The following is a 19,393-nucleotide window of genomic DNA, read 5'->3' as shown; positions in this document are numbered from 1 at the left end:
TTCGTAAAACGTCCAAAAATGGCCGATTCATCCCCTCTCTGTAGAGAAAGGAGTCTTCTCGGCTTTTGTTGATAAAACCTCTCAAGGTGAAACGCACTGTCCTCTGGCGACACAGTGCGTTTCAGTCCGAGAAAAACAAGTCTCTGTTCTCGCTGCTACGGCGTATTCAGAGGCTTGTTTTTCGTTGCTGTGCTTTCTTGTCTCTTTTTGACGAAAACACAGCGGGCTCAAGCTGTAGCAACCTTTGTTCCACCTCACGAATATGATATGATACATTCATCATATAAGCTGGGAGCCGTTCATCGTGAGAACAAAAATGTTGCGGAAATTCAAATATTATTGCTTGCGCCTGCTCCGTATAAAAAAAAGCGACCATGTCGTTGCTCTTGGCAGCGTACTGGGCTTTCTGCACTGCTGGTTTCCGACTTTTATCGTCGGACTGCCGATTTCCCTACTGCTGACTCGGCTGCTTCGCGGCAATCTGGCCGCCTGCGTTATTTTTTCGACGATTGGCTCCATTACTTGGCCAGGACTATTTTATTTGAATTACAAAGTCGGATTTTGGCTGAACCGCCTCGTCGGGGCTCCAGCCGCCGATCATCCCGCCCATGCGGCCAATGCCGTTGCGCCACCGCTTACACATAAGGCGGGACATTTTGCTTCCTTCGGCCATCTGGGCATGAATTTTCTGATTGGCTCCATCGTGAACAGCATTGTGTTTTCTTTACTTGGCTATTTTGTCATCCGCTTTATCTTGGGCCGCTACAGACCAACTCTCGTCAGCAAGCTCAAGAGCCAAGGCAAGGGCGTTCGCGGCAGTCTATCTGCCGGTTAAGAGCGCCCTCTGCCGCTCCTCTCACACTATTGCCAAACAAGCCTTATTTCGGCATATCAGCCAGCCAGACCGCTCCCAGCTTGCTCACCGAATCGCTGGGCCAAGCGCTGTCGTTCCAATAGATTGGCTCGCTTGCGCCGGACGCTCCATCTATGATTTTGACTTCAAACCCAATTTCCCGTCCATTTGCCCCCTTGATTGCTTTCCAAGGAATGACCGTTTCTACTATATAGCCGGTGGAGAGCGCTCTGGTTACATAAGAATAACTGCCCTTCTGATGATTCAGACGAGGAAAGCTCAGCCGTCTTACTTCTAGTCCATTATCGCGGCCCTTCTGCCCATTCTCCTGTACATACAGCTCCACCTGATCAGCGTCATCGCGTGTTTTATCGGCTACAATGACCTGTACATACAAATTTGTCCCGTCCCATAGCGTTTTGAAGCTCGACATCTCGCTTCCCGTCTGCGTAAGCTGGGAGGACACCGCTTGATCCCATATTTGATCGACTGACTGCTGCACTTTTGGCGAAGCTCTTAAAGCAACCGTGCGGCTTTGCGGGTCTGACGGCAGCTGCGACGAATCGGCGACTCCCCAATAAGCTGGCTTAGCCTGCAGCTCCGTATCGAATAGCAGCGCCTGATTGTTGTATGTCTTCTCATCCTGAACACCCCAGAAGGTGACAGATGAGATCGATTTGCTGTATTTTTTATAAAGCCCCAGCAGCTCCTTGTAACGGTAAGCCTGCTGTACGGCAATCGCCTCCGGCATTGCGGTGCCGAAGCTGATTCGGGTATCGATATCCAGCTCCGTAATTTGAATGTCCAAGCCAAGTCCGGCATACAGCTTGATCGTTTTCTCGATTTCCGGCGTCGATGGCGACTCCAGCTTATAGTGCGATTGCAGCCCTACACCATCAATAAGTCCCTTGCTCTTAAGACGCTTGAGCAGCTGATAAATTTGCTGCCGCTTTTGCGGTGTTTCCGTCCCATAGTCATTGTAATAAAGCTTGGCCGTTGGATCGGCAGCACGCGCAAATTCAAACGCTTTGTCAATGTAATCCGGTCCGATCGTTTTATACCACGACGTTTGGCGAAGCCCGTTTTTATCGCCGCCTGTATCCGCAATCGCCTCATTGACGACATCCCACGCATATACCTTGCCCTTGTAGCGCTTCATGACCTTCTCGATATACTGCTTCATCCGCTGCAGTGCTAGCGTTCGGCTGGCTGGCTTGCCATTATTGTCCCAATACATCCATTCCGCCGCATCGGTATGCCAGATGAGCGCATGGCCGCGCACCACCATATCATTTGCCTCGGCAAAGCGGACGTAACGATCCGCTGCCGCAAACGCATATTGCCCCTGCTTGGGCGCCAGAAACTTGGGCTTCATCTCGTAGGTTGCCGTTAAGCTATTGAAATGCTTTTCGAGCAAATCTCCATAAATGCCTTCCATTTGCCACGGATATACCGCCGCTCCAATTGCAAAATCGTCTTTATAAACCTCCTTTATTGCCGGAATATTGTCCTCTATCGCCATGTCGGAAATAACTGCTATCGACACATCATCCACATAAAAGGCTGTCGTATCGACCGTATCATCCGTTATGTAAGGCGTTTCCAGGTACAGCTTCAGCTCGGACGGGGTGTCTCCATGAAGAAACGTTCCCTTGAGCTCATGCCACTGCTGCCACTCCTCCTTCTTGATTGTCATTTGCTTCAGCGGGCTCCAGCTTGACGCTCCCGAATTTTTATAAACGGTCAACTGCATCGTTATATCCTTGGCCGGCTTTTCCTTCAGCTTAATATAAGCCGATATTTCATATTCTTTATTAGGGAGCAACTGCTTCCTAATATCGAGCATGGGACCATTATAGGTACGCTTTCGCCCCTCTACCAGCATGCTCCCGCTGCCGATGTTCGCCTCCTGCTTGCTGAGGCTAAGCTTCTCGTGTCCGATTCTGGCTTTCCAGCCCTGCAGGCTGCCATCTTCAAAATCGCTGCCGAGTACAATCTGTGGAATCTTGTCCGCTATAACAGCATTGGAGAAGGGAATGGACGCGCCAATAAAAAGCGACATCATCATCCATGAAGCCAATATTCGTTTTTTGAACTGCATTTTTGTCCTCCTTCTAGTCGTTAGAGACTGCGACGAAAAAAGTACCGCTAATTTATTGACAAAACTCCCAAAACCGTGGAGATTTTGTCAATAAAAGCGGGTACTAATTTCCTCGCAGCTCCTTATCATCGGGTTATTCCCCTTGGAACTTGGGGTAAGTTACTATTATAAGATAAATGATGCAACCAGATGGTCAAGATGAAAGATTATTAACCTGGGGAGGATGAATTAACCTGAGTAGGATGAATTTGCTAAAAGAACGGGTTGAGTTTCTATGTAAAAAACGCGGTTTAGCGCGCAAGGATCTAGTCGAGGGGCTGGTGACGCAAGCGCATTTTGCAAATATTTTAGCGGAACGGTATCCGTTTGCCGATGATTTGGCTGAGCTGATTGCCAGCCGCCTTGCCGTCTCTCCTGAGTATTTAATTCATGCCGCCTTGCAGGATGAAGCCACGCTTGAACGGGCTGAGGAAATTTTCGCCCGGCTGTCGCAGCCTGTTTCAACACTGACTGAGACGGATGTCAATGAACTCGATGACAAAAATGACGCATTAACGATTGAGCTGACTACCGCACTAATGAAAGCCATCTATTATCAGCAGATGAATGATGGCGATGCTTATGACTATATTCATCGCACTTATCTTCGTTATTATTTAGAGAAGTTTGGACGCGCCGACGACCCGAACTTACCTATTCCGCTCAAGAAGGCGCTATTTTTGTATAAAATCCAGCATTACCGCTCCAAAAATCAATATTTCGAAGCGTTAAGCAATAGCAAGCGGTTGAACGCACTTGTAGAAAAAGGCTCGGAACTGTGGTTAACGGTTCAAAACTTCCTAATGGAAGCCTCTGTTTACAGTAAGCAATATGAATCGGCTAAAGCGATTTATGAGCAAACGATGCAGCATGTGTACAGCGAACGGCTGTATCATCGATTGTCCAGCCAGCATCTTGCCTACAGCGGCTATTGCTTTGCGATGGGTCTTTATCAGGAGGCTCTGCTCGCTTTGTCAATGGCTGAAGCCCATCTCGTCTATACGCCTAGCCCTGGCGACCTGTTTCCGTCCATTATGAATAATCGCATCATTATGCTGACGCTGCTCGGCGAGCTGGATAAAGCATCCGCTGAAATATCCCGCTTTGAGGAGCTCGCGCAGCAGGAAACGGACGAAACAAAGCAGCTGCTTCTGCCGCTTCTACTGATCTATCGCTGCGAGGTGGCCTTCACCTCCAAAAACTGGGGCCTGCTTTCGCAAGGACTTAGCTTGCTTGCCAGCTACTCGCTGACGGAGGATCAGCAAATGACTACCGTATTTTATGAAAGCCAGCTTGCCTTGTCGAGCGATAAAAAGGAAGCTTTTATGGAAGCCGCTTTATCCTGTCTGCCTTATTTCGAGCAGACCCAGCAGACGATACGTTTGGAGCCGCTTTATGAGACGCTCGCTGTGGCCTCCGAAGATGGTCGCCGTTACAAGGAATCAGCGCTGTATTACCGCAAATTGGTCTATTTATTGCGAAATAAATAGGTGAAAAGGGCGTCAGCCACAGCGAATGCCGCAAAACAATCGGTACTGCGGCTCATTGAATCGCCGAAATCGGCTGTTTTTTTGCATAAAGCCCCTTCCTGCACAAAATAACGACCTATTTTCGCTGCTCAAGCTTCATTTTTTAAGATTTGTTTACATATGCCAGATTGTATTGAAAGGATTTCCAGCCTGCCTCATACTTAAATTAAGCTACAAAATACGATGAGAACGAGGTGTTGTTATGTTTAACTTATTCAGAAAGAAGAAAAGCAAAGAAGAGGCTTTGGAGTATGCGGATAAGAAGCTTAACAAGGGGCTCAGTGGCATGATGATGAAAGGCTTTGTCCCTAAGGAGCATCGCGATATGATGAATCAAAGCTTGAATCAAGCAAAGCAGGCGCATATGGCATCTACTGGCGCTATTCCTATTGCCGCAACTGCGACCGTGCTTTCGATAACAGATACGGGCAAGCTCGTTAACTTCGATCCTATTGTCATTCTTGCGCTTACTGTCACCGAATCAGACGGACGCAGCTATCAGAAAACGATGGAAACCCTTGTCTCCAAGCTGCAAATCCCGCGCCCCGGTGATCAAATTGGGCTTGGTCAAAACCCCGCCAATCCATCCGAGCTGATTTATATGGGGCTCCTGACACCATAAGCCACCAGGCACCGGATTGCAGTCCATGTCAAGGTCAATTGGAACAACCAAGTAGGGGGAATGATTGCTATGCATAAATGGATTAAATGGGTTGGCATCGATAACGAAGGCGGATGGGGATACATTTCAAGTAACAACGACGAAGGAGATAAGGGATTCTATGCTAGCCCGTCTGCAGCCAGGCACAGTCATTAAAGTCACCTACGCTCCGTCCGATCCGTCTAAAATTGTCCTACTCCTGCCAGCAGAGGCCGCTGATTTAAAGCAAACGTTCGGCTGCTAAGCCAAAACCTATTTAAGCACCTTAATCCATTCGCCAGCAAGCGCCAGCAGCTCAGCTTTCGTTAAAGTCTTATTCCCGCGATCTGTAAGCATATACATGGAGTCCTCGCGCTCATCATACCACTGGGCATAATGAAAGCTGAATTTTTCACTGATGCTTGCTTTGCTGTAAATCACTTCTGTTCCTTCTACTTTGATTTTCTCTGCATTGTGATAGGAAGGGAGAGTTATGCTTAATTGTCCGCCCGCCAGTGAATATTTAGATAGCTCTGATTTATATTTCCCCTTCGTATATAGACCACTGACTGAACCCGGCTTGCTCCAAGGCACAGCCTTCATGAACAGCTTCTGGCCGTTTGTTCCGGCAGCGGCCTGCTCCATCAGCTCAGACAACACTTGCTTATATGCCGCCGTCTGCTTGTCCGCATCGGTAGAAGGCAGATAAGGAGCTACTTTGCCGGAAACAAAGCTGTAGCCACTCAGCTTCTGGGGCAGCAGCTGCGCGCCAGTCCGATTTGCCTCCTGTTTAAAGGCGGCATAGGTGCCCAACGGCTTTTCTTTGTAGGTGTACAGTGCCTGATCTTCTTTCCCTTTTACATAAAAAGCAACCACCTCGCCCGGCTTGGCGAAGTTTTGGGCCTTGTACAAATAGTTATTATACGCCTCGTTCTCTGCCCTTTCTGCGCTGCCCGGTTGCGGCGTTATGGCATCGATTGTCTGCACCTTAATTTCGCCAGCCGCATTGCGAATTTCAATATACTGGCTTGCCGCATAGGCACTTACCGATAGCAAGAGCAGCAGCATGAGCGCTCCGCTGAAAGCAGTCGTGCGCTTCATTACAGGACGCATGAAGGCTCCTCGTCCCTTCCTGCCCACTGCAGCTCCCCGTGAAATTCGCTCCATCACAGCTTCAGTCACATTGATAGCTGGGAGCCTTCCATTTGCTGCGGCTCTGTTCGTTATATCGTCGTATTCATGATCGAAGCGGATTCGCTCCATGCCTCTTCCCCCTTCTCTAGCAGCTGCTGTTTGATCCTTTGCTTAATGCGGCTCATTCTTTTTTTCAGCGCATCCGGATTTTTCCCCATAATGACCCCAAGCTCCGCATACGATTTCTCCTCAAACACTCGCAAAACAAGCAAATGACGCTCCTCCAGTGACAATTTAGCAAGAGCCGCCGCAAGCGCTGGCGTATACAGCCGATTGTCCATTTCCTCTTCCGCGCTTGCGGCTGTCATTTCGCTTGGTCGAAACAAACGCAGCCACTGCTTTTGCAGACGCTGCCTTCGCAGCAAATTAAGACAGTGATGATAGGCAATGCGGTACAGCCAGGCCGAAAAATGCACCTTGGGCGTATAACCCGCTATCGCCTCATACGCTTTTACAAAAATATCCTGTACCGCATCCTCTGCGTCCTGCCGACTCGCCAGCATCCGCCAGCAATAATGGTAAAGCGGCTGCTGAAAAGCTTGTACGACTGCAGCGTAATGCTCCGTCTCTCCTGCCTGAACAGCGGTAATCAGCCGTTCCAGCTCTGATGCCTCCAATTGATTATGATGCGATGTGAGCACCTCCTTCTTGGTTTGTATACTCTCTATAACACCTGACGCCCAAGAAAGGTGACCACAGGCCGCATTAATATTGGCGTTTGTTTCCTTTTTTCACAAATTCCCAATCCACTTCAATATTTTTTCTCACCCGCTGCAGAAGCTGCAGCATATTATCCGCTTCCTCCGACGAAAATCCGGACATTGCAACCGCATTGGAATGCTCGCCTTCTCGCTTTAGAAATGGATAAACGGCTTCCCCTTTTTCCGTCGGGAACAGTTTTTTAATTTTTTTATTGCTGTCATCGTCTTTTTTTGCGATCAAGCCTTGCTCCTCCAGCTTCTGGATAGCCCGGGCAGCAGTCGTTCGATCTACCTTGATCATTTCTGCCAGCTTTTCCTGAATGATGCCCGGATTTTCACAAATGCGCACCACATATAAATACTGCCCTTTTGTCAGATCAAATTGTTTAAATTCAATATTGCTAATCGAATCCAAAGCCCGAGCAATCATGCCGATTTCACGAAGAATGTCTTTCATTGTTATCACTGCCCCTCATTATTGTTTTGTTGCATGTACAACAAAATTGAATTCATTTATACTATTAAAAAGCTTTAAAGCTAGCACTTATACCTATATAGAAAAGGACTGAGGCAGTTGTATTCAAGCATGATACAAACACAAGCTGATTTAACCATTGCTTTGCATATCCGGCAGCTCATCTTCGTCGAAGAGCAAGGCACACCCTTGCAGGATGAATTTGATGAATTCGACGATTATGAAGCGCTGAAGGATCGCGTGCAGCATATTTTAGTTTATTATAACGAAAAACCGGTCGGAACTGGGCGTTTAAGAACAGTAGATGGTTTCGCTAAGCTTGAGCGCATCTGTCTTTTGCCAGCTTATCGGAAATTTGGGCTGGGAAAAGTAATCGTTCATACGTTAGAGGAAATAGCGAAGGGGCTCGGTTATACACGGTTTAAATTGCATGGGCAGCAGCAAGCAGAGGGCTTTTATCATAAGCTGGGCTATCAAACCGTCTCGGACCTATTCATGGAGGACGGGATTCCACATATTTTAATGGTAAAAGCATTAGCTTCCGAGGGCTCAGGAAAAGACGGGGTACTGTGAAATATTTCTTTTATGCGACTGGCATTTTAATGATGTCTCTCGGCATCGATCTGTGGCTTTATGTGCTGCAGACGTTCGCCCAACCGGAAATGTGGCTCAGCAGTCTATTGTTTCTGGTACTGGGCTTACTTATCATTGGAGCAGGCATCGCCTTTTATTTGCATACGAAGGTTGCACCGATTCCTATGGATCGCTTAATGCTCATCATTCGGGATAGGAGCGGCATGAGCATTCTGCTTTCCCGAACGTTGATCCAGCTCTTTTTCTTACTGATGGCCTTTCTATTTCATGGCCCCATAGGGATTGGAACATTATTAACCGTCTGTCTGGGCGGTGTAATCCTGCAGTTTTTTATGCCTTATGCGGCAAAGCTAATTCCAGCCGGCGAGAGCAGCAGCTCTGGCCAATGAGCCTTTTCGACCATCCATAAAAAAAGCCTTGAAGCGCAAACACTGCGCCTCAAAGCTTTGGTTATTTCTGTTAGCTTATGAATTCCCTCCAGTACTCGCTTTAGTCAACCCACCGTATGCTATGAATCTGTTCCGCTGAAAAGCTGTAGCTGTCTTTTATTTGACGGGAAAATAACGCATGCTGCAGGTTTGCTCCTTCAAAGCTGGTCCGACCAAAGGTCGCCCCGATGAAGCTCGCCCCTTCCAAATCGGCATGATCGAAGCGCACACCCATCAGTCCCGTTCTAAGGCGGTCTCTCGGCTCATGGCCGCTCACATAATCAAACACAGCTCCACGCAAATCGGCATGGCGAAAATCCGCTTCCGGCAGCGACGAATAGCGAAAATCCGACTCGGGTGCCAGGCAGCCGTTCCATCTTGTACCCATCAGATCACAGCGCTGAAAACGGCTGCCCTGCAAATGGCTTCCACTGAAATCCGCATATCGCAAATCATTTGATTCCGCTCGCACCTGGGGCAGCATCAGATTACGGTAGCACCCATAAGCAATGCTGCTCGCCTTGCTCTCCTCCAGCCGCCTGCGAATTTCCTTTACATCCTGCAAGCCTTGATAATCGACCAGCACATCCTCGCTCAGATCTGTATATTCGCCAATGCTGATACGTAAAGCGAGCTCTCGCTTAATGGACTTATATTCCTCCAGCATAATAGCTTCCGGCATAGCTGCCCGCAGCAAGGCAACCGCAAATAAATGATAACAGCCCACTGCTTTCTGCATCATCGCTTCAAATTCCGTAGACTTGGCGGATTCCCCAAATCCTTCGTAAGATTCGGTCATTTGCTGGATAAATGCCGGCAGCGAATGATATAGCCAAGCAGCATCATATTCCTCAAATAGCGGTGCCGAATTTTCATACCATCTTTCCGAATACGCTTCAATGAAATAACAGGAATGATCCATCATCGACCTGCGCAGCAAGCAAAAATGGATGAGCGAAATCGGGCCTTTTTGATCGGAGTCCTGCATTTCCCTAATTCGTAAGCATATACGCTTGAAGGTTTCCAGAAACTGATCGATCCACTGCTCCTGATGACGCTGAAGCTCCCCTTCTATCACAGTCATTTTCTGGTCCAGCGCCGGGAGAAATTGATGCTCATAAAAATATTGCACAATGTTCTTGTTATTCATCTTCACACGCATCCTTCCAATAACAAGGAATTCCACCCTATAATTAACTTCGGATTTCGTGCGGGAAAACTTTAGTTTTTAGGGCAAAATGCCCAGGAAACTTCAAATTTTCTTTTTTCAAGGATACCTCATATTAACAGTTACCCTAAAAATAGTATGATTAAATCACTAATTATCAGGGTGTTCCTCATATCCATATATTGCTAAAATAATAAATGAAAGCGCTTTATAAAATTGATAATGGAGGGATTTAGTTGAAGAACAAGCTTCGCAACAGATCGTTCATTTTGATGATGATAGCCGCTATGCTCACCATTATACCTGCATCCGCTTATGCCGCATCCGACTCCACTCCTTATGCCAAGCTAAATTTTAACAGCAATAAATATTATTTATTTAACAACTCTTGGGGCAGCTCGGGGATTTCCGGCTGGTGGCAGACCGTTTATCATAACAGCAATACAAATTTTGGATATGTGTGGAACTGGCCGACATCGACGGGCGGCGTGAAAGCATACCCTTCGATTGTGAGCGGCTGGCACTGGACAGAGGGCTACACACCAGGCAGCGGACTGCCGACGCGGCTCTCTGACAACAAAGCGATTAACAGCAGCGTCACTTATTCCATTGCGCCTGCAACGAATGGAAAATATAACAATGCTTATGATATTTGGCTGCACAGCACAGGAACGGCGACATGGAGCAGCACGCCAACGGAGGAAATTATGATTTGGAACCGCTGGACAAGCGGAGTTGGCCCTATTGGCGGGCTTGTTGCCTCCAACGTTTCCATAGGCGGACAGGGCTATGATGTTTACCGCGGGGAAATTACCGACAATGGGGTGCATCAATGGTGGGTCTATTCCTTCCTCAAACGAACGCAGACAGATCATTTCACAATCAATGTGAAAAACTTTACCGATTATCTCGTTGGCAAAAGCTATTTCCCAAAAACCCGCTACGTCAGCAGCATAGAATACGGCACCGAAATTACAAATGGCAGCGGCCAGCTTAATTATTCGAACTACTACGCAAACGTTCAATAACCTTTATTATAGAACGAGCAAGCGGCTCTCTCGCCCCCCCTAATACGGCGCAGAGGGCCGTTTTGCTGTGCTTGGCTGTTCTAGTGTCCATCATGGGGTTTTAAAACCATGATAGAATGTATCCACGACCAATGCCGCTGCGGATTTTCTGGCAATATCCCCGCTAACGACTTGCTGCCACGTCAGAAATAGGAGTGAATACAGGACATTCACAATCCAATTTTTGTCTACATCATGGCGAAAATAACCTTTTTGCTGCAACAAACCGATGGCATGCAGCACGGGTTCCCTCAGCTTCTGATCTGCTCCAATAATTTCCTCGTTATAATTAATGGTTGTATCGTGGGCAATGAAGTGCAGCTTGTCCCCTAACGGAATGAGCGCTTCAATGAGCATCGGGATGTAGTTTTCACAATTATCCTCATCCAGTGGAATAACGCGCATGGTTTCACTAACAACCTCGATTGCACGCAGGCCCAAATAAATCATCAATTGCTCTCTGCTTTCCACATATCGATGCAGCGTAGCGATTCCGATTCCTGCCGAATCTGCAATTTCATTCATCGACGCATTTGGCTTCTCAATAAGCAGCTTGGTCGCTTCATCCAGAATGGAGTTAAGCCTCGTTTGCTTGATTGATGACATTTCTGTTCTCATCTTATTACACTCCTTGGAGAGTATTATTCTATAATTGATTCCCATTCCAATCAAATAGTAGGGTATTACCATGAAATTATAGCATAACCGCGAATACAATTGACTGTTTCACAATTGAATTTGCTTCCTTCCACAAGATAGCTTCGACACGGCTGAAATGTCACCCCGGAGATATAACTTGCTGTATCGTTATCTCCAGAGATGACGTTTCGGCAATAGCTTTCAATTGTCTTTACATCATGCTGCCGTGTGTTATGACACTGTTGGTTTGGAATTGCCGGCCCATACATCCTTTACATACCGACTGTCCTGCTCTAGCTGTTCGAGCCAGCGGTCACCTGCTTCTGCTTTTGCTCCATGCCTTTCCTGATAAGCAGCCTTTAATGTTTCTTCCACAGCAGGAGCCATCTGGCTGGCGTCACCACACACATATATTTTGCCGCGTTGATCCATGAGATCCACCAGTGATGAAGACACCTGTTTCATTAAATCCTGTACGTAGGTTTTTGGTTCGCTAACCACGCGCGAGAAAGCGGTATGAAGCTTAACAATCCCCTCCTGCTCGAACTGGATCAGCTCATCTCGATACAGGAAATCCATCTCGTTCCTGCACCCATAGAACAGATGGGCTTCTCCGAGCGCCACCCCTTGCTTTTTCAAGACAGATCTAGCCTGCAAAAATCCTCTGAACGGAGCAACTCCCGTCCCTGGCCCGATCATGATGATTGGAGCAGCTGCCTCTTCTGGCAGTCTAAATCCAGATTCCGGCGTCTGTACAAATATCAGAACACGGTCGCCTGGTGCACGTTCCGCCAAATAAGTAGAGGCGACCCCCGCATACTCTCCTTTGCCGCTCCATGCCTGATCCTTAACGACGCCTACCGTAATACTAACCTCTCTCGGATGGAGCAGCGGAGAACTGGATATAGAGTAATACCTCGGCTTCAGCGGAGGCAGCAATTCCAGCAGCCTGACAAAAGGAAGCTCGCAGGCTTCATATTGTTCAAGCAGCTCCAGCATCGTTACTCGATTGCCTAAGATATACGGGGTGTAGCGCTCATCTTCCATCATCGCCTCCAGCTCACGACGATGTGGCGGACAGACAGTATGGACAGCCAACTCCTGCAGCTGAGCACGAGTAACTGGCACCTGAATTTCCACACAGGATTGAATCAACTCACGTACATTGACGGATCGATCAAGAGGCAGATGGGCCAGATGTGAACCTTCGGTGCTTAAGCAAATCATTTCGCTGCCGTCCATGCCAAACCGCTTCAGAATGCGGTCTACATTTTCGCCCCGGTTAAGAGGCAGCACGCCGATGTGATCACCCTCGTGATAGCTGATGCCTTCGGGAAGGAGAATCTCGATATGGCGAGTGCTGCGTCCACTTTCAGAGGCTTGCAGCTCCCGGTTATTTTGGACAGTCGCATAGACGGCTTGATAGGTTTTCTCGTAAGGCACTTGAGACGGCCCCTCAACAAATTGCAGCTGAAGCGTACTTGGATTTGCCGTTTCAATATGATTCATCTGTATTCCCAGCGCGTCCGTAACCGCTGGCCACATCACATCCAGCCACTCCTTGACCTGCTGTTCCATATCGCCCCCTGCATCAACTTCACCTCGGGCTACAAGTCTTTCGGCACCGATGGCATCCAGCTTTTCATCTATAAAGCGTGGAATGCTCTGGTACGTTCCCGACCAGGACCGGTCTCCGCAGCCTAATACCGCATACTGAACAGCTTGCCCCTCATCTGTTCTGGCCCCCTTCAGCCATTCTACAAATGCAGACGCATTGTAAGGAGCCTTGCCATTGTATGAAGCCGTAACGATAATGACGATGCCTTGCCCCTGCAGTCGTCCACTCCATTCATTAAGTGGAGCCGCTTCACTTTGGATGCCGTAACCAAGAGCCGTACTCGTGATCTGATGGGCAATGCTTTCCGCTGCACCCAGATTTGAGCCATATAATACAAGCAGCGATCCATTGCCACTCGGCGTTCCAACTATGGCTGGTACAACCATATCCGCAGCACTGGATGGAGAATCCGCAGGTTTTGTTCCCAGCACGCCTGTTAACCCTGCGGTCCCCCTGGTGGATACGTGCTGACGGTGCCCCACTCGAATCCGGAAATCACCGGGCTTCAGCGTCAGAGTCTGCTTAACGTCCAATGTGTAGTTGTCGTAATCGATCAAGTCGAAGTGCTTCAGTACCATACCCAGTACTAATGTGGCTTCATAGAGGGCAAACTGCATACCGATGCAGGCGCGTTCACCATTCCCAAAAGGCTTGTAAGCATGATGGGGAACCTTGGCCATATCCTCAAACCGCTCAGGCCGGAAAAGCTCTGCATCCTCTCCCCATGCAGCCGGATCGCGGTGAAGCTGAGGCAAAAGCACACTGAGACTCTGTCCCTTGGGGATGGGATACTTCCCGCCAATGATTGTGTCCTCTCTGGCATAAACGTCAAATCCTGGAGCCGTCGGCCACAACCGCAGCGATTCATTTAATATCATACGGATATAGTTAAGCTGAAGAACCTCCTCATATTGCGGGGCTTTACTTGTCAGCACGCGGTCTACTTCTTCCTGAGCCTTCGCGAGCACTTCCGGATGCTTCAGCAGGAAATAAACAGCAAAGGATAGCAGACCGCTCGTTGTTTCATGACCCGCAATCAGAAAGGTAATGATCTGATGACGAATGTTTTCGTTATCCAGCATTTCTCCGGTTTCCGGGTCCTTGCCTTCCAGCATGCGTGCCAATAAATCCGTCTGTCCCGGCTCGGAGCTTGCCTTTCGTTCGGCAATGATCTTATCCACCAGCGTAAACATCGTCTGAATATCCTCTTCAAAACGGCGTTTTGTTTTGAACATTAACAGATTTTGAATTTTCATTCGCGAGCTTCTGAGCATCGCTTCGTTCAATGCTCGAACCATACTTTGGACAAACGGGGCATGATCTTCCCGGTAAAAGCTGTTAAAGCGATAATTGAATCCACAAAGTCCAATCGTATCCAGCGTCAACCGGGTCATATCATCGGCTACATCGATAGTGTCCTGCGGGTTTAGCCGTGCCCACTTGAGCATTAACTGATCGGCGATGTCAATCATCATGGAGTGATATCCCTTCATCGCCTGCTTGCTGAACGTGGGCAGCAGTATGTTGTGCGCTTTTTTCCAGTTAGGCTCATGCGTCCAGCTTGTAAACAGCCCATCGCCGCCGAAGGCGCGAACGTCCTGCATCTCATTGGATAAATGTTTGTCAAATCGGGTCACATCGCATATTTCAGCAACGAGATCATTGCCCGAGACGAACAGAGTGGATAGTCCCGGTGCGGTAAAGCGGAAAATAGGTCCGTATTTTTCTGCCAAAGCTCCCAGGGATATTGTTGGTGATTCTACGTCAATCAAAGGCAAATTGCCTAGCGGGCCATACGTTTGGGGATGGGGAATAGAGATTTTGTCTTTCATCTTCTATCATTCCTCTCTTTATGTGTTGAAAAATATTAATGAAAGTTCATCGCTTCAGTTGTTGAATCCCTGCACAAAAATAGATTTGGCGGACTCAGCAGCCGTTATTTCAACTGAATCATGGGTTAAGGCACTGGATGCGGACTCAGAAGCCGCTAATAAGCTGTAAATGACTATTTCGACGGGATAATGAGAGCCATAGCGGATTTCCTGTCCGCTTACAGCCTGAAATCAGTGAAAAGACTGGAATAGCGGTACCTCAGTCCTCCAATCAAGGAGTGAGCATCCCAAACTGTTTAGCCTCAACAGCAATTGTAAGCTGAGGTGCACCAGCCCTGAAGCGCCAGATGAGATTGGTCCCAGTGAAACGATAGGCAGGTTGTAGCAGGTTATCCCCAGTTTGCATACACGTCCTAGCCATACTTGTTCAGCATTGAAAAGATATGAGAAAACAAAATTATCAATTGATAGTGTAAACTATCAATTGATAATAGTATAATTTCTTTCGTTTTAATTTTCAACTTTAACTGTATTTTTGAATACTTGTCTTGAGGGGAAACTCAGGCAGCGGGAAATATCTTGGTTAACCTATATAAACCAAGGTGAAACGGCTGTCGACATCCTTTAGCGGTGCGGCACGTTTCATTCCGAGAAATATAGAGAAAGGATAGCGTTAAGATGTCCTTTCTTAATATAAAAAAAGGCTTTGCTCACCCATAGATACAAGTAAGCAAAGCTTTCAGAGCGGCTTTCTTTTTGATTTCTCCAAATCATGTTTCCTTAGTTCAACTTTCCATTAGCCCACAATCAGCTATCAGCTCAGTCCAGACGTGTTTTGCAGCACGATACGATAGCCGTCGGGATCGGCGATGGTGATGGCTTTTTGCTTCCAGTATGGGTTTTCCGGCTCCACCTCAGGGTAGCCCAGCTCCAATAGCCGCTTGGCGATAATTAACTGCTGCTCGCGATCGTCAATGTAGAACACTAGCAGATTATCCTCAGATGGTCGTGCGAGCGGCGCCCCCGAGACATGCTGCGTAAACTCCAAATGGTAGTCCGCCCCCGGCAGGCCGAACATCAAACCATCGTATCCGTCATGCCCCTCGAAGGAGCCAATTCGCAATAGGCCCAGCCCCTGTTCATAAAAGGCAGCCACCTCAGCCAATTGGTTCGTCGGCCTTGCTACTCTGAATTGTACGGCTGGCATCGCGCCAGCCCATTGTTTTTTACTCATGCTGCACAACCTCCTCTATATTGTTCGCTTACAACAGCTATTCGCTTCTAAATCTTCGCTACCGTCGGTGCTGAACCTTGAGGACGCGACTCCCCTGGCGCAAGCCGCTGAAATACATAATGTGTCAGCAGCAGCCCCGTCATGCCCATAACGAAAATAATCATGGCCATGTAACTGGAGTGCAGCACAGCACCAAGACTGATGCCAATAGCGCCGAAAGCGCCAGCGAACTGCCCCAGCAGGCCATTCACCGCTAAATACGAACTTCGCGCATGATCCTTCACAATACCAGCCAAATAAGCTTGTCTTATCGGCGTAAACATGAGCTCGCCAACCGTCGCTCCCAGCATCGATAGGAGCAGCAGCCACACGGAGTTGCTGAAGCCGACGATCGTAAAGCCAAGCGTGTACAAAATAACGCCAATATACATCATTCGTGCCGGACGGAAACGGCGGACAAAGCTGGCTGCCCAGATCGCTAGGCAGACGATGATGAGCGTGTTCTCGACCTGCAGCAGACTGACAAGCCTAATGCCTGTCAGGTCAAAGGTGAAATTGTCCAGCATGGACAGTTGCTGGGGCTCGAACTCTTTTTGCAAGCGGACGCTAATGTAGTTGTACAAGTGAATTTCCAGCGAGCGAATGAGCATCCCGCTGACACTGTAGATAATAAACAGCTTGTCCTGCGCCACCAGCTTGTAATTCAGCACCATATTGCGAATGGGGCCGTTGCCACTGTACTGCAGCCGGCTTTCCTCATCTGGAAAATGGGTTTCCCGAATTAAAAATAACGTCAGCATAAGCGTAGCTAAGCTCGCTAGTCCCATAATCATAAACAGCTCGGTCCGATGCGTCGCAAACAGAAAGCCGCCGATCGGTGCGCCAATCGAAATCGATAAATTGATCGCCCAGAAGTTAATGCTATAAATAAAAGCGCGATTTTCCTTTGTGCTGACGTCGATCAGCATGGCCTCGGCCGCTGGATTAAACATGCCATTGCAAAGACTAAGCAGCAGCATCATGGAAAAGGTCAGCCAAGTGGAATCAATAAATGGCGAGTTCGCAAGCGTCATGACAAGGATGGAAATAAAGCGGATCATTTGGGCGTATGCCATTACCTTTTTTCGTCCATAACGATCTGCCATATAGCCGCCGTACAGGCTCGCTGTAATTTGCACGAGCAAATTAATGAGCAGCAGTAGGCCCGCAATCCCCGCCCCCAGCCGCTGGGTAAAATAAATCGCCATAAACGGCAGGATCATCGCCTCTACGCAGCGGGTCAGAAAGGTCGTCAAAATCCGAATTTTAATATTGCGATCAAGCTGCATAAACATGATGGTTCTCCCCTCTCTCTATGTAGACTTAATTTTAGCTGGGAAAACGAGAATAAAAAGAGTAAGATTGAAATTAAAATTTCACCTTTTATGGACAGCGCTTGCGCCAGCCTGAGCAAAGGACGGTTAGAATATGAAACATAAGGAGCATTATATTAGCCTGCTGTTATCACTGTCTGGCAAACAGCATAAAGGCACAACGATACCGATTACGATTGGCGAGCTGACGGAGGTGCTAAACTGTACGCCACGCAACGTCAAGCTTGTACTGCGCAGGCTGGTGGAGGAAGGCTTTGTGGCATGGAGCGCAGGGGTGGGACGCGGCCATATTTCGCAATTGACGGTTATCCGCGGGCTGGAGGATGTGCTGACGGAGCATTTTAACGAGCTGCTGGCGAAGGGGAAAATGAAGGAGGCCATCGATTTCATCTCCAGCCACGAGCTGCCTTCTGCCTTGCGTGACAAGCTGCGCGCCATGCTTGAAAATCGCATGGGCTTCCAGCTGGAGCAGGCAGGTGCCGCCAATCTTGATGTGCTTCGGGTGACTGTGACGAGGAAGCTCGGCATCTTCGACCCGGCTTTTGCTTTTACCGTTACCGAGGTGTTTCTACTCGAGCAAATCTACAGCCGCCTGATCGACTTTGATTCGGCGTCGCAGCGTTTCCTGTCTTCGCTTGCCCATGCCTGGGAAAGCAATGACGACTACACAGCCTGGACCTTTTATTTGCGCAAAGGAGTCCGCTTCCATCATGGACTGCTCCTAACAGCGGAGGATGTGCGGTTCACGGTGGAGCGTTTGCGTGAGGTGCATTCTCCCTCCTGCTGGCAATACGAGGACATTGCAGGCATTGAGATCGTCAGCGATTATTGCCTGATCTTCAGGCTGCGGCAGCCAAACCCGTTTCTGCTGCATTTTCTCAGCTGCGCGACCATGTCGATTTTGCCGCATGATGTGGCATTTTCCGAGCAGAAGATGCTTGGGACAGGCTCCTTCAAGCTGGTGGAAAATGCAGCGCAGGTGCTGCGGCTCGAAGCCTTCGACCACTATTTTCGCGAGCGGGCCTGGCTTGACCTTGTGGAAATCTGGCATATTCCTTCAGATGCCCCGCGGGAGCGGCAATTTTCCTTGCCGCATATGGATGCCGCATCCGAAGACCATGCCGCGGAAAATAATAGAGCGATGGATTCCTTGCTTGATGGCTGCCGCTATTTAATTTTCAACTTCAGCATGCCGGGCATTCAGCACCAGTCCTCCTTCCGCCAAGCGCTGCGGCTGCTGCTTGACCGCGAACTGCTAATTGCGGAGCTCGGAGGCAATCGCGCCGTACCCGCAAACAGCTTTCTTGTCGCCAGCAGTGAGCTGGCTTCATATGAATCTGGCTCGCTGGCTGATGCAGAGGCACTGCTTCGGGAAAGCGGCTATGCCGGAGAAGTCATTCAGCTGTATCATCACGGCAGGCCTGTTGAACAGCAGGATATGCTTTGGCTGCAGCAGCGGGCAGCTGCTATTGGCCTTCGCCTGAGCCTCCATCCCTATGTCATCGCAGAGGTCTCGCCGCAAAAGCTCGCGCAAACTGCCCATTTGATGCTGGCAACTGAGATACTGGAAAATGATACAGAAGTGGGTCTGCTGCGGCTTTTCTATAATGAGGACAGCAATTTGCATCATTTTCTGACTATGGAGCAGCGAAAGCGGCTGCGGAGCATCCTCGCCCGCTACGTCAGCCTCCCTTCCCCAGCCGAGCGCGCCCAAATTGTAGAGGAAGCCGAGCAATGGCTGCGGCAGGACAACTGGCTGCTGTATCTTTACCATTCCCGGTTCCAGACGCAGCTGCCGCTAGCCCTTCAAGGCTTGGCTATCGACTCCTTCGGCTGGCTGGATTTTTCTAAACTATGGATTAAAAAATAAGTATGCCGGAACGATTATCTTTGATGCTGCGGCGCTGC

General features: G+C 48.7%; 17 protein-coding genes. 8 read left to right on the top strand and 9 right to left on the bottom strand.

All coding sequences use genetic code 11. The annotated features are described in order from the left end of the window. Positions 1-304: 304 nt before the first annotated feature. Complete coding sequence (locus tag MHB80_RS03945; RefSeq protein ID WP_341280951.1) at positions 305-835, top strand: DUF2062 domain-containing protein; 531 nt, start codon at positions 305-307, stop codon at positions 833-835. 43 nt (positions 836-878) lie between these two features. On the opposite strand, the gene MHB80_RS03940 is transcribed toward MHB80_RS03945, so the two are convergent. Then, a complete protein-coding gene (locus MHB80_RS03940) occupies positions 879-2,954 on the bottom strand; it encodes an endo-1,4-beta-xylanase (RefSeq protein WP_341280950.1) in 2,076 nt (691 codons plus the stop codon). Between the two features lie 242 nt (positions 2,955-3,196). Here MHB80_RS03940 and MHB80_RS03935 point away from each other — a divergent pair, with 242 nt between their 5' ends. From MHB80_RS03935 to MHB80_RS03925, 3 genes are all read left to right on the top strand, one after another. Next, complete coding sequence (locus MHB80_RS03935) at positions 3,197-4,483, top strand: XRE family transcriptional regulator (RefSeq protein ID WP_341280949.1); 1,287 nt, start codon at positions 3,197-3,199, stop codon at positions 4,481-4,483. Between the two features lie 241 nt (positions 4,484-4,724). Beyond that, entirely contained in the window at positions 4,725-5,144 is a 420-nt protein-coding gene (locus MHB80_RS03930; RefSeq protein ID WP_341280948.1) for a hypothetical protein, read from the top strand. Between the two features lie 64 nt (positions 5,145-5,208). Beyond that, on the top strand, positions 5,209-5,427 hold the full coding sequence (locus tag MHB80_RS03925; RefSeq protein WP_341280947.1) for a hypothetical protein: 219 nt from the start codon (positions 5,209-5,211) through the stop codon (positions 5,425-5,427). 8 nt (positions 5,428-5,435) lie between these two features. Here the strand turns inward: MHB80_RS03925 and MHB80_RS03920 are convergent, their stop codons facing one another. The 3 genes from MHB80_RS03920 to MHB80_RS03910 form a co-directional block, all read right to left on the bottom strand. Further along, positions 5,436-6,425: a hypothetical protein gene (locus MHB80_RS03920; RefSeq protein WP_341280946.1), complete on the bottom strand. Its 990-nt coding sequence runs from the start codon at positions 6,423-6,425 to the stop codon at positions 5,436-5,438. Beyond that, entirely contained in the window at positions 6,386-6,997 is a 612-nt protein-coding gene (locus MHB80_RS03915; RefSeq protein ID WP_341280945.1) for an RNA polymerase sigma factor, read from the bottom strand. Before MHB80_RS03915 ends, MHB80_RS03920 begins: the two co-directional genes overlap by 40 nt. 64 nt (positions 6,998-7,061) lie before the next feature. Further along, a complete protein-coding gene (locus MHB80_RS03910) occupies positions 7,062-7,514 on the bottom strand; it encodes a MarR family transcriptional regulator (protein WP_341280944.1) in 453 nt (150 codons plus the stop codon). A 129-nt stretch (positions 7,515-7,643) separates the two neighbouring features. Here MHB80_RS03910 and MHB80_RS03905 point away from each other — a divergent pair, with 129 nt between their 5' ends. Both MHB80_RS03905 and MHB80_RS03900 read left to right on the top strand, forming a co-directional pair. Continuing rightward, positions 7,644-8,105 (top strand): GNAT family N-acetyltransferase, encoded by a 462-nt coding sequence (locus MHB80_RS03905; RefSeq protein ID WP_341280943.1) that lies wholly within the window; start codon positions 7,644-7,646, stop codon positions 8,103-8,105. Then, the gene (locus MHB80_RS03900) at positions 8,102-8,515 is read left to right on the top strand and encodes a hypothetical protein (RefSeq protein WP_341280942.1); all 414 of its coding nucleotides are present in this window, start codon (positions 8,102-8,104) and stop codon (positions 8,513-8,515) included. Before MHB80_RS03905 ends, MHB80_RS03900 begins: the two co-directional genes overlap by 4 nt. A gap of 100 nt (positions 8,516-8,615) precedes the next feature. On the opposite strand, the gene MHB80_RS03895 is transcribed toward MHB80_RS03900, so the two are convergent. After that, positions 8,616-9,704, bottom strand: coding sequence for a pentapeptide repeat-containing protein (locus tag MHB80_RS03895; protein WP_341280941.1), 1,089 nt, complete (start codon positions 9,702-9,704; stop codon positions 8,616-8,618). A gap of 254 nt (positions 9,705-9,958) precedes the next feature. Between MHB80_RS03895 and MHB80_RS03890 the strand changes: the two genes are divergently transcribed. Beyond that, positions 9,959-10,750 carry a glycoside hydrolase gene (locus MHB80_RS03890; RefSeq protein WP_341280940.1) on the top strand — a complete coding sequence of 264 codons (792 nt, stop codon included), beginning with the start codon at positions 9,959-9,961 and terminating at the stop codon, positions 10,748-10,750. A 90-nt stretch (positions 10,751-10,840) separates the two neighbouring features. On the opposite strand, the gene MHB80_RS03885 is transcribed toward MHB80_RS03890, so the two are convergent. The 4 genes from MHB80_RS03885 to MHB80_RS03870 all read right to left on the bottom strand — a co-directional run bounded on the left by MHB80_RS03885 (position 10,841) and on the right by MHB80_RS03870 (position 17,446). After that, positions 10,841-11,407: a TetR/AcrR family transcriptional regulator gene (locus MHB80_RS03885; protein ID WP_341280939.1), complete on the bottom strand. Its 567-nt coding sequence runs from the start codon at positions 11,405-11,407 to the stop codon at positions 10,841-10,843. 252 nt (positions 11,408-11,659) lie between these two features. After that, positions 11,660-14,878, bottom strand: coding sequence for a cytochrome P450 (locus MHB80_RS03880; RefSeq protein WP_341280938.1), 3,219 nt, complete (start codon positions 14,876-14,878; stop codon positions 11,660-11,662). An 814-nt stretch (positions 14,879-15,692) separates the two neighbouring features. Next, on the bottom strand, positions 15,693-16,112 hold the full coding sequence (locus MHB80_RS03875) for a VOC family protein (RefSeq protein WP_341280937.1): 420 nt from the start codon (positions 16,110-16,112) through the stop codon (positions 15,693-15,695). Between the two features lie 47 nt (positions 16,113-16,159). Next, entirely contained in the window at positions 16,160-17,446 is a 1,287-nt protein-coding gene (locus MHB80_RS03870; protein ID WP_341280936.1) for an MFS transporter, read from the bottom strand. Positions 17,447-17,579: 133 nt separating this feature from the next. On the opposite strand from MHB80_RS03870, the gene MHB80_RS03865 reads away from it, so the two are divergent. Beyond that, positions 17,580-19,355: an ABC transporter substrate-binding protein gene (locus MHB80_RS03865; protein WP_341280935.1), complete on the top strand. Its 1,776-nt coding sequence runs from the start codon at positions 17,580-17,582 to the stop codon at positions 19,353-19,355. The last annotated feature ends 38 nt before the right edge of the window (positions 19,356-19,393 follow it).

Source organism: Paenibacillus sp. FSL H8-0537 (assembly GCF_038051995.1).
Classification (GTDB): domain Bacteria; phylum Bacillota; class Bacilli; order Paenibacillales; family Paenibacillaceae; genus Pristimantibacillus.
Note: the sequence above shows the minus strand (reverse complement) of the source record. Positions and strands in the feature narration are given on the sequence as shown.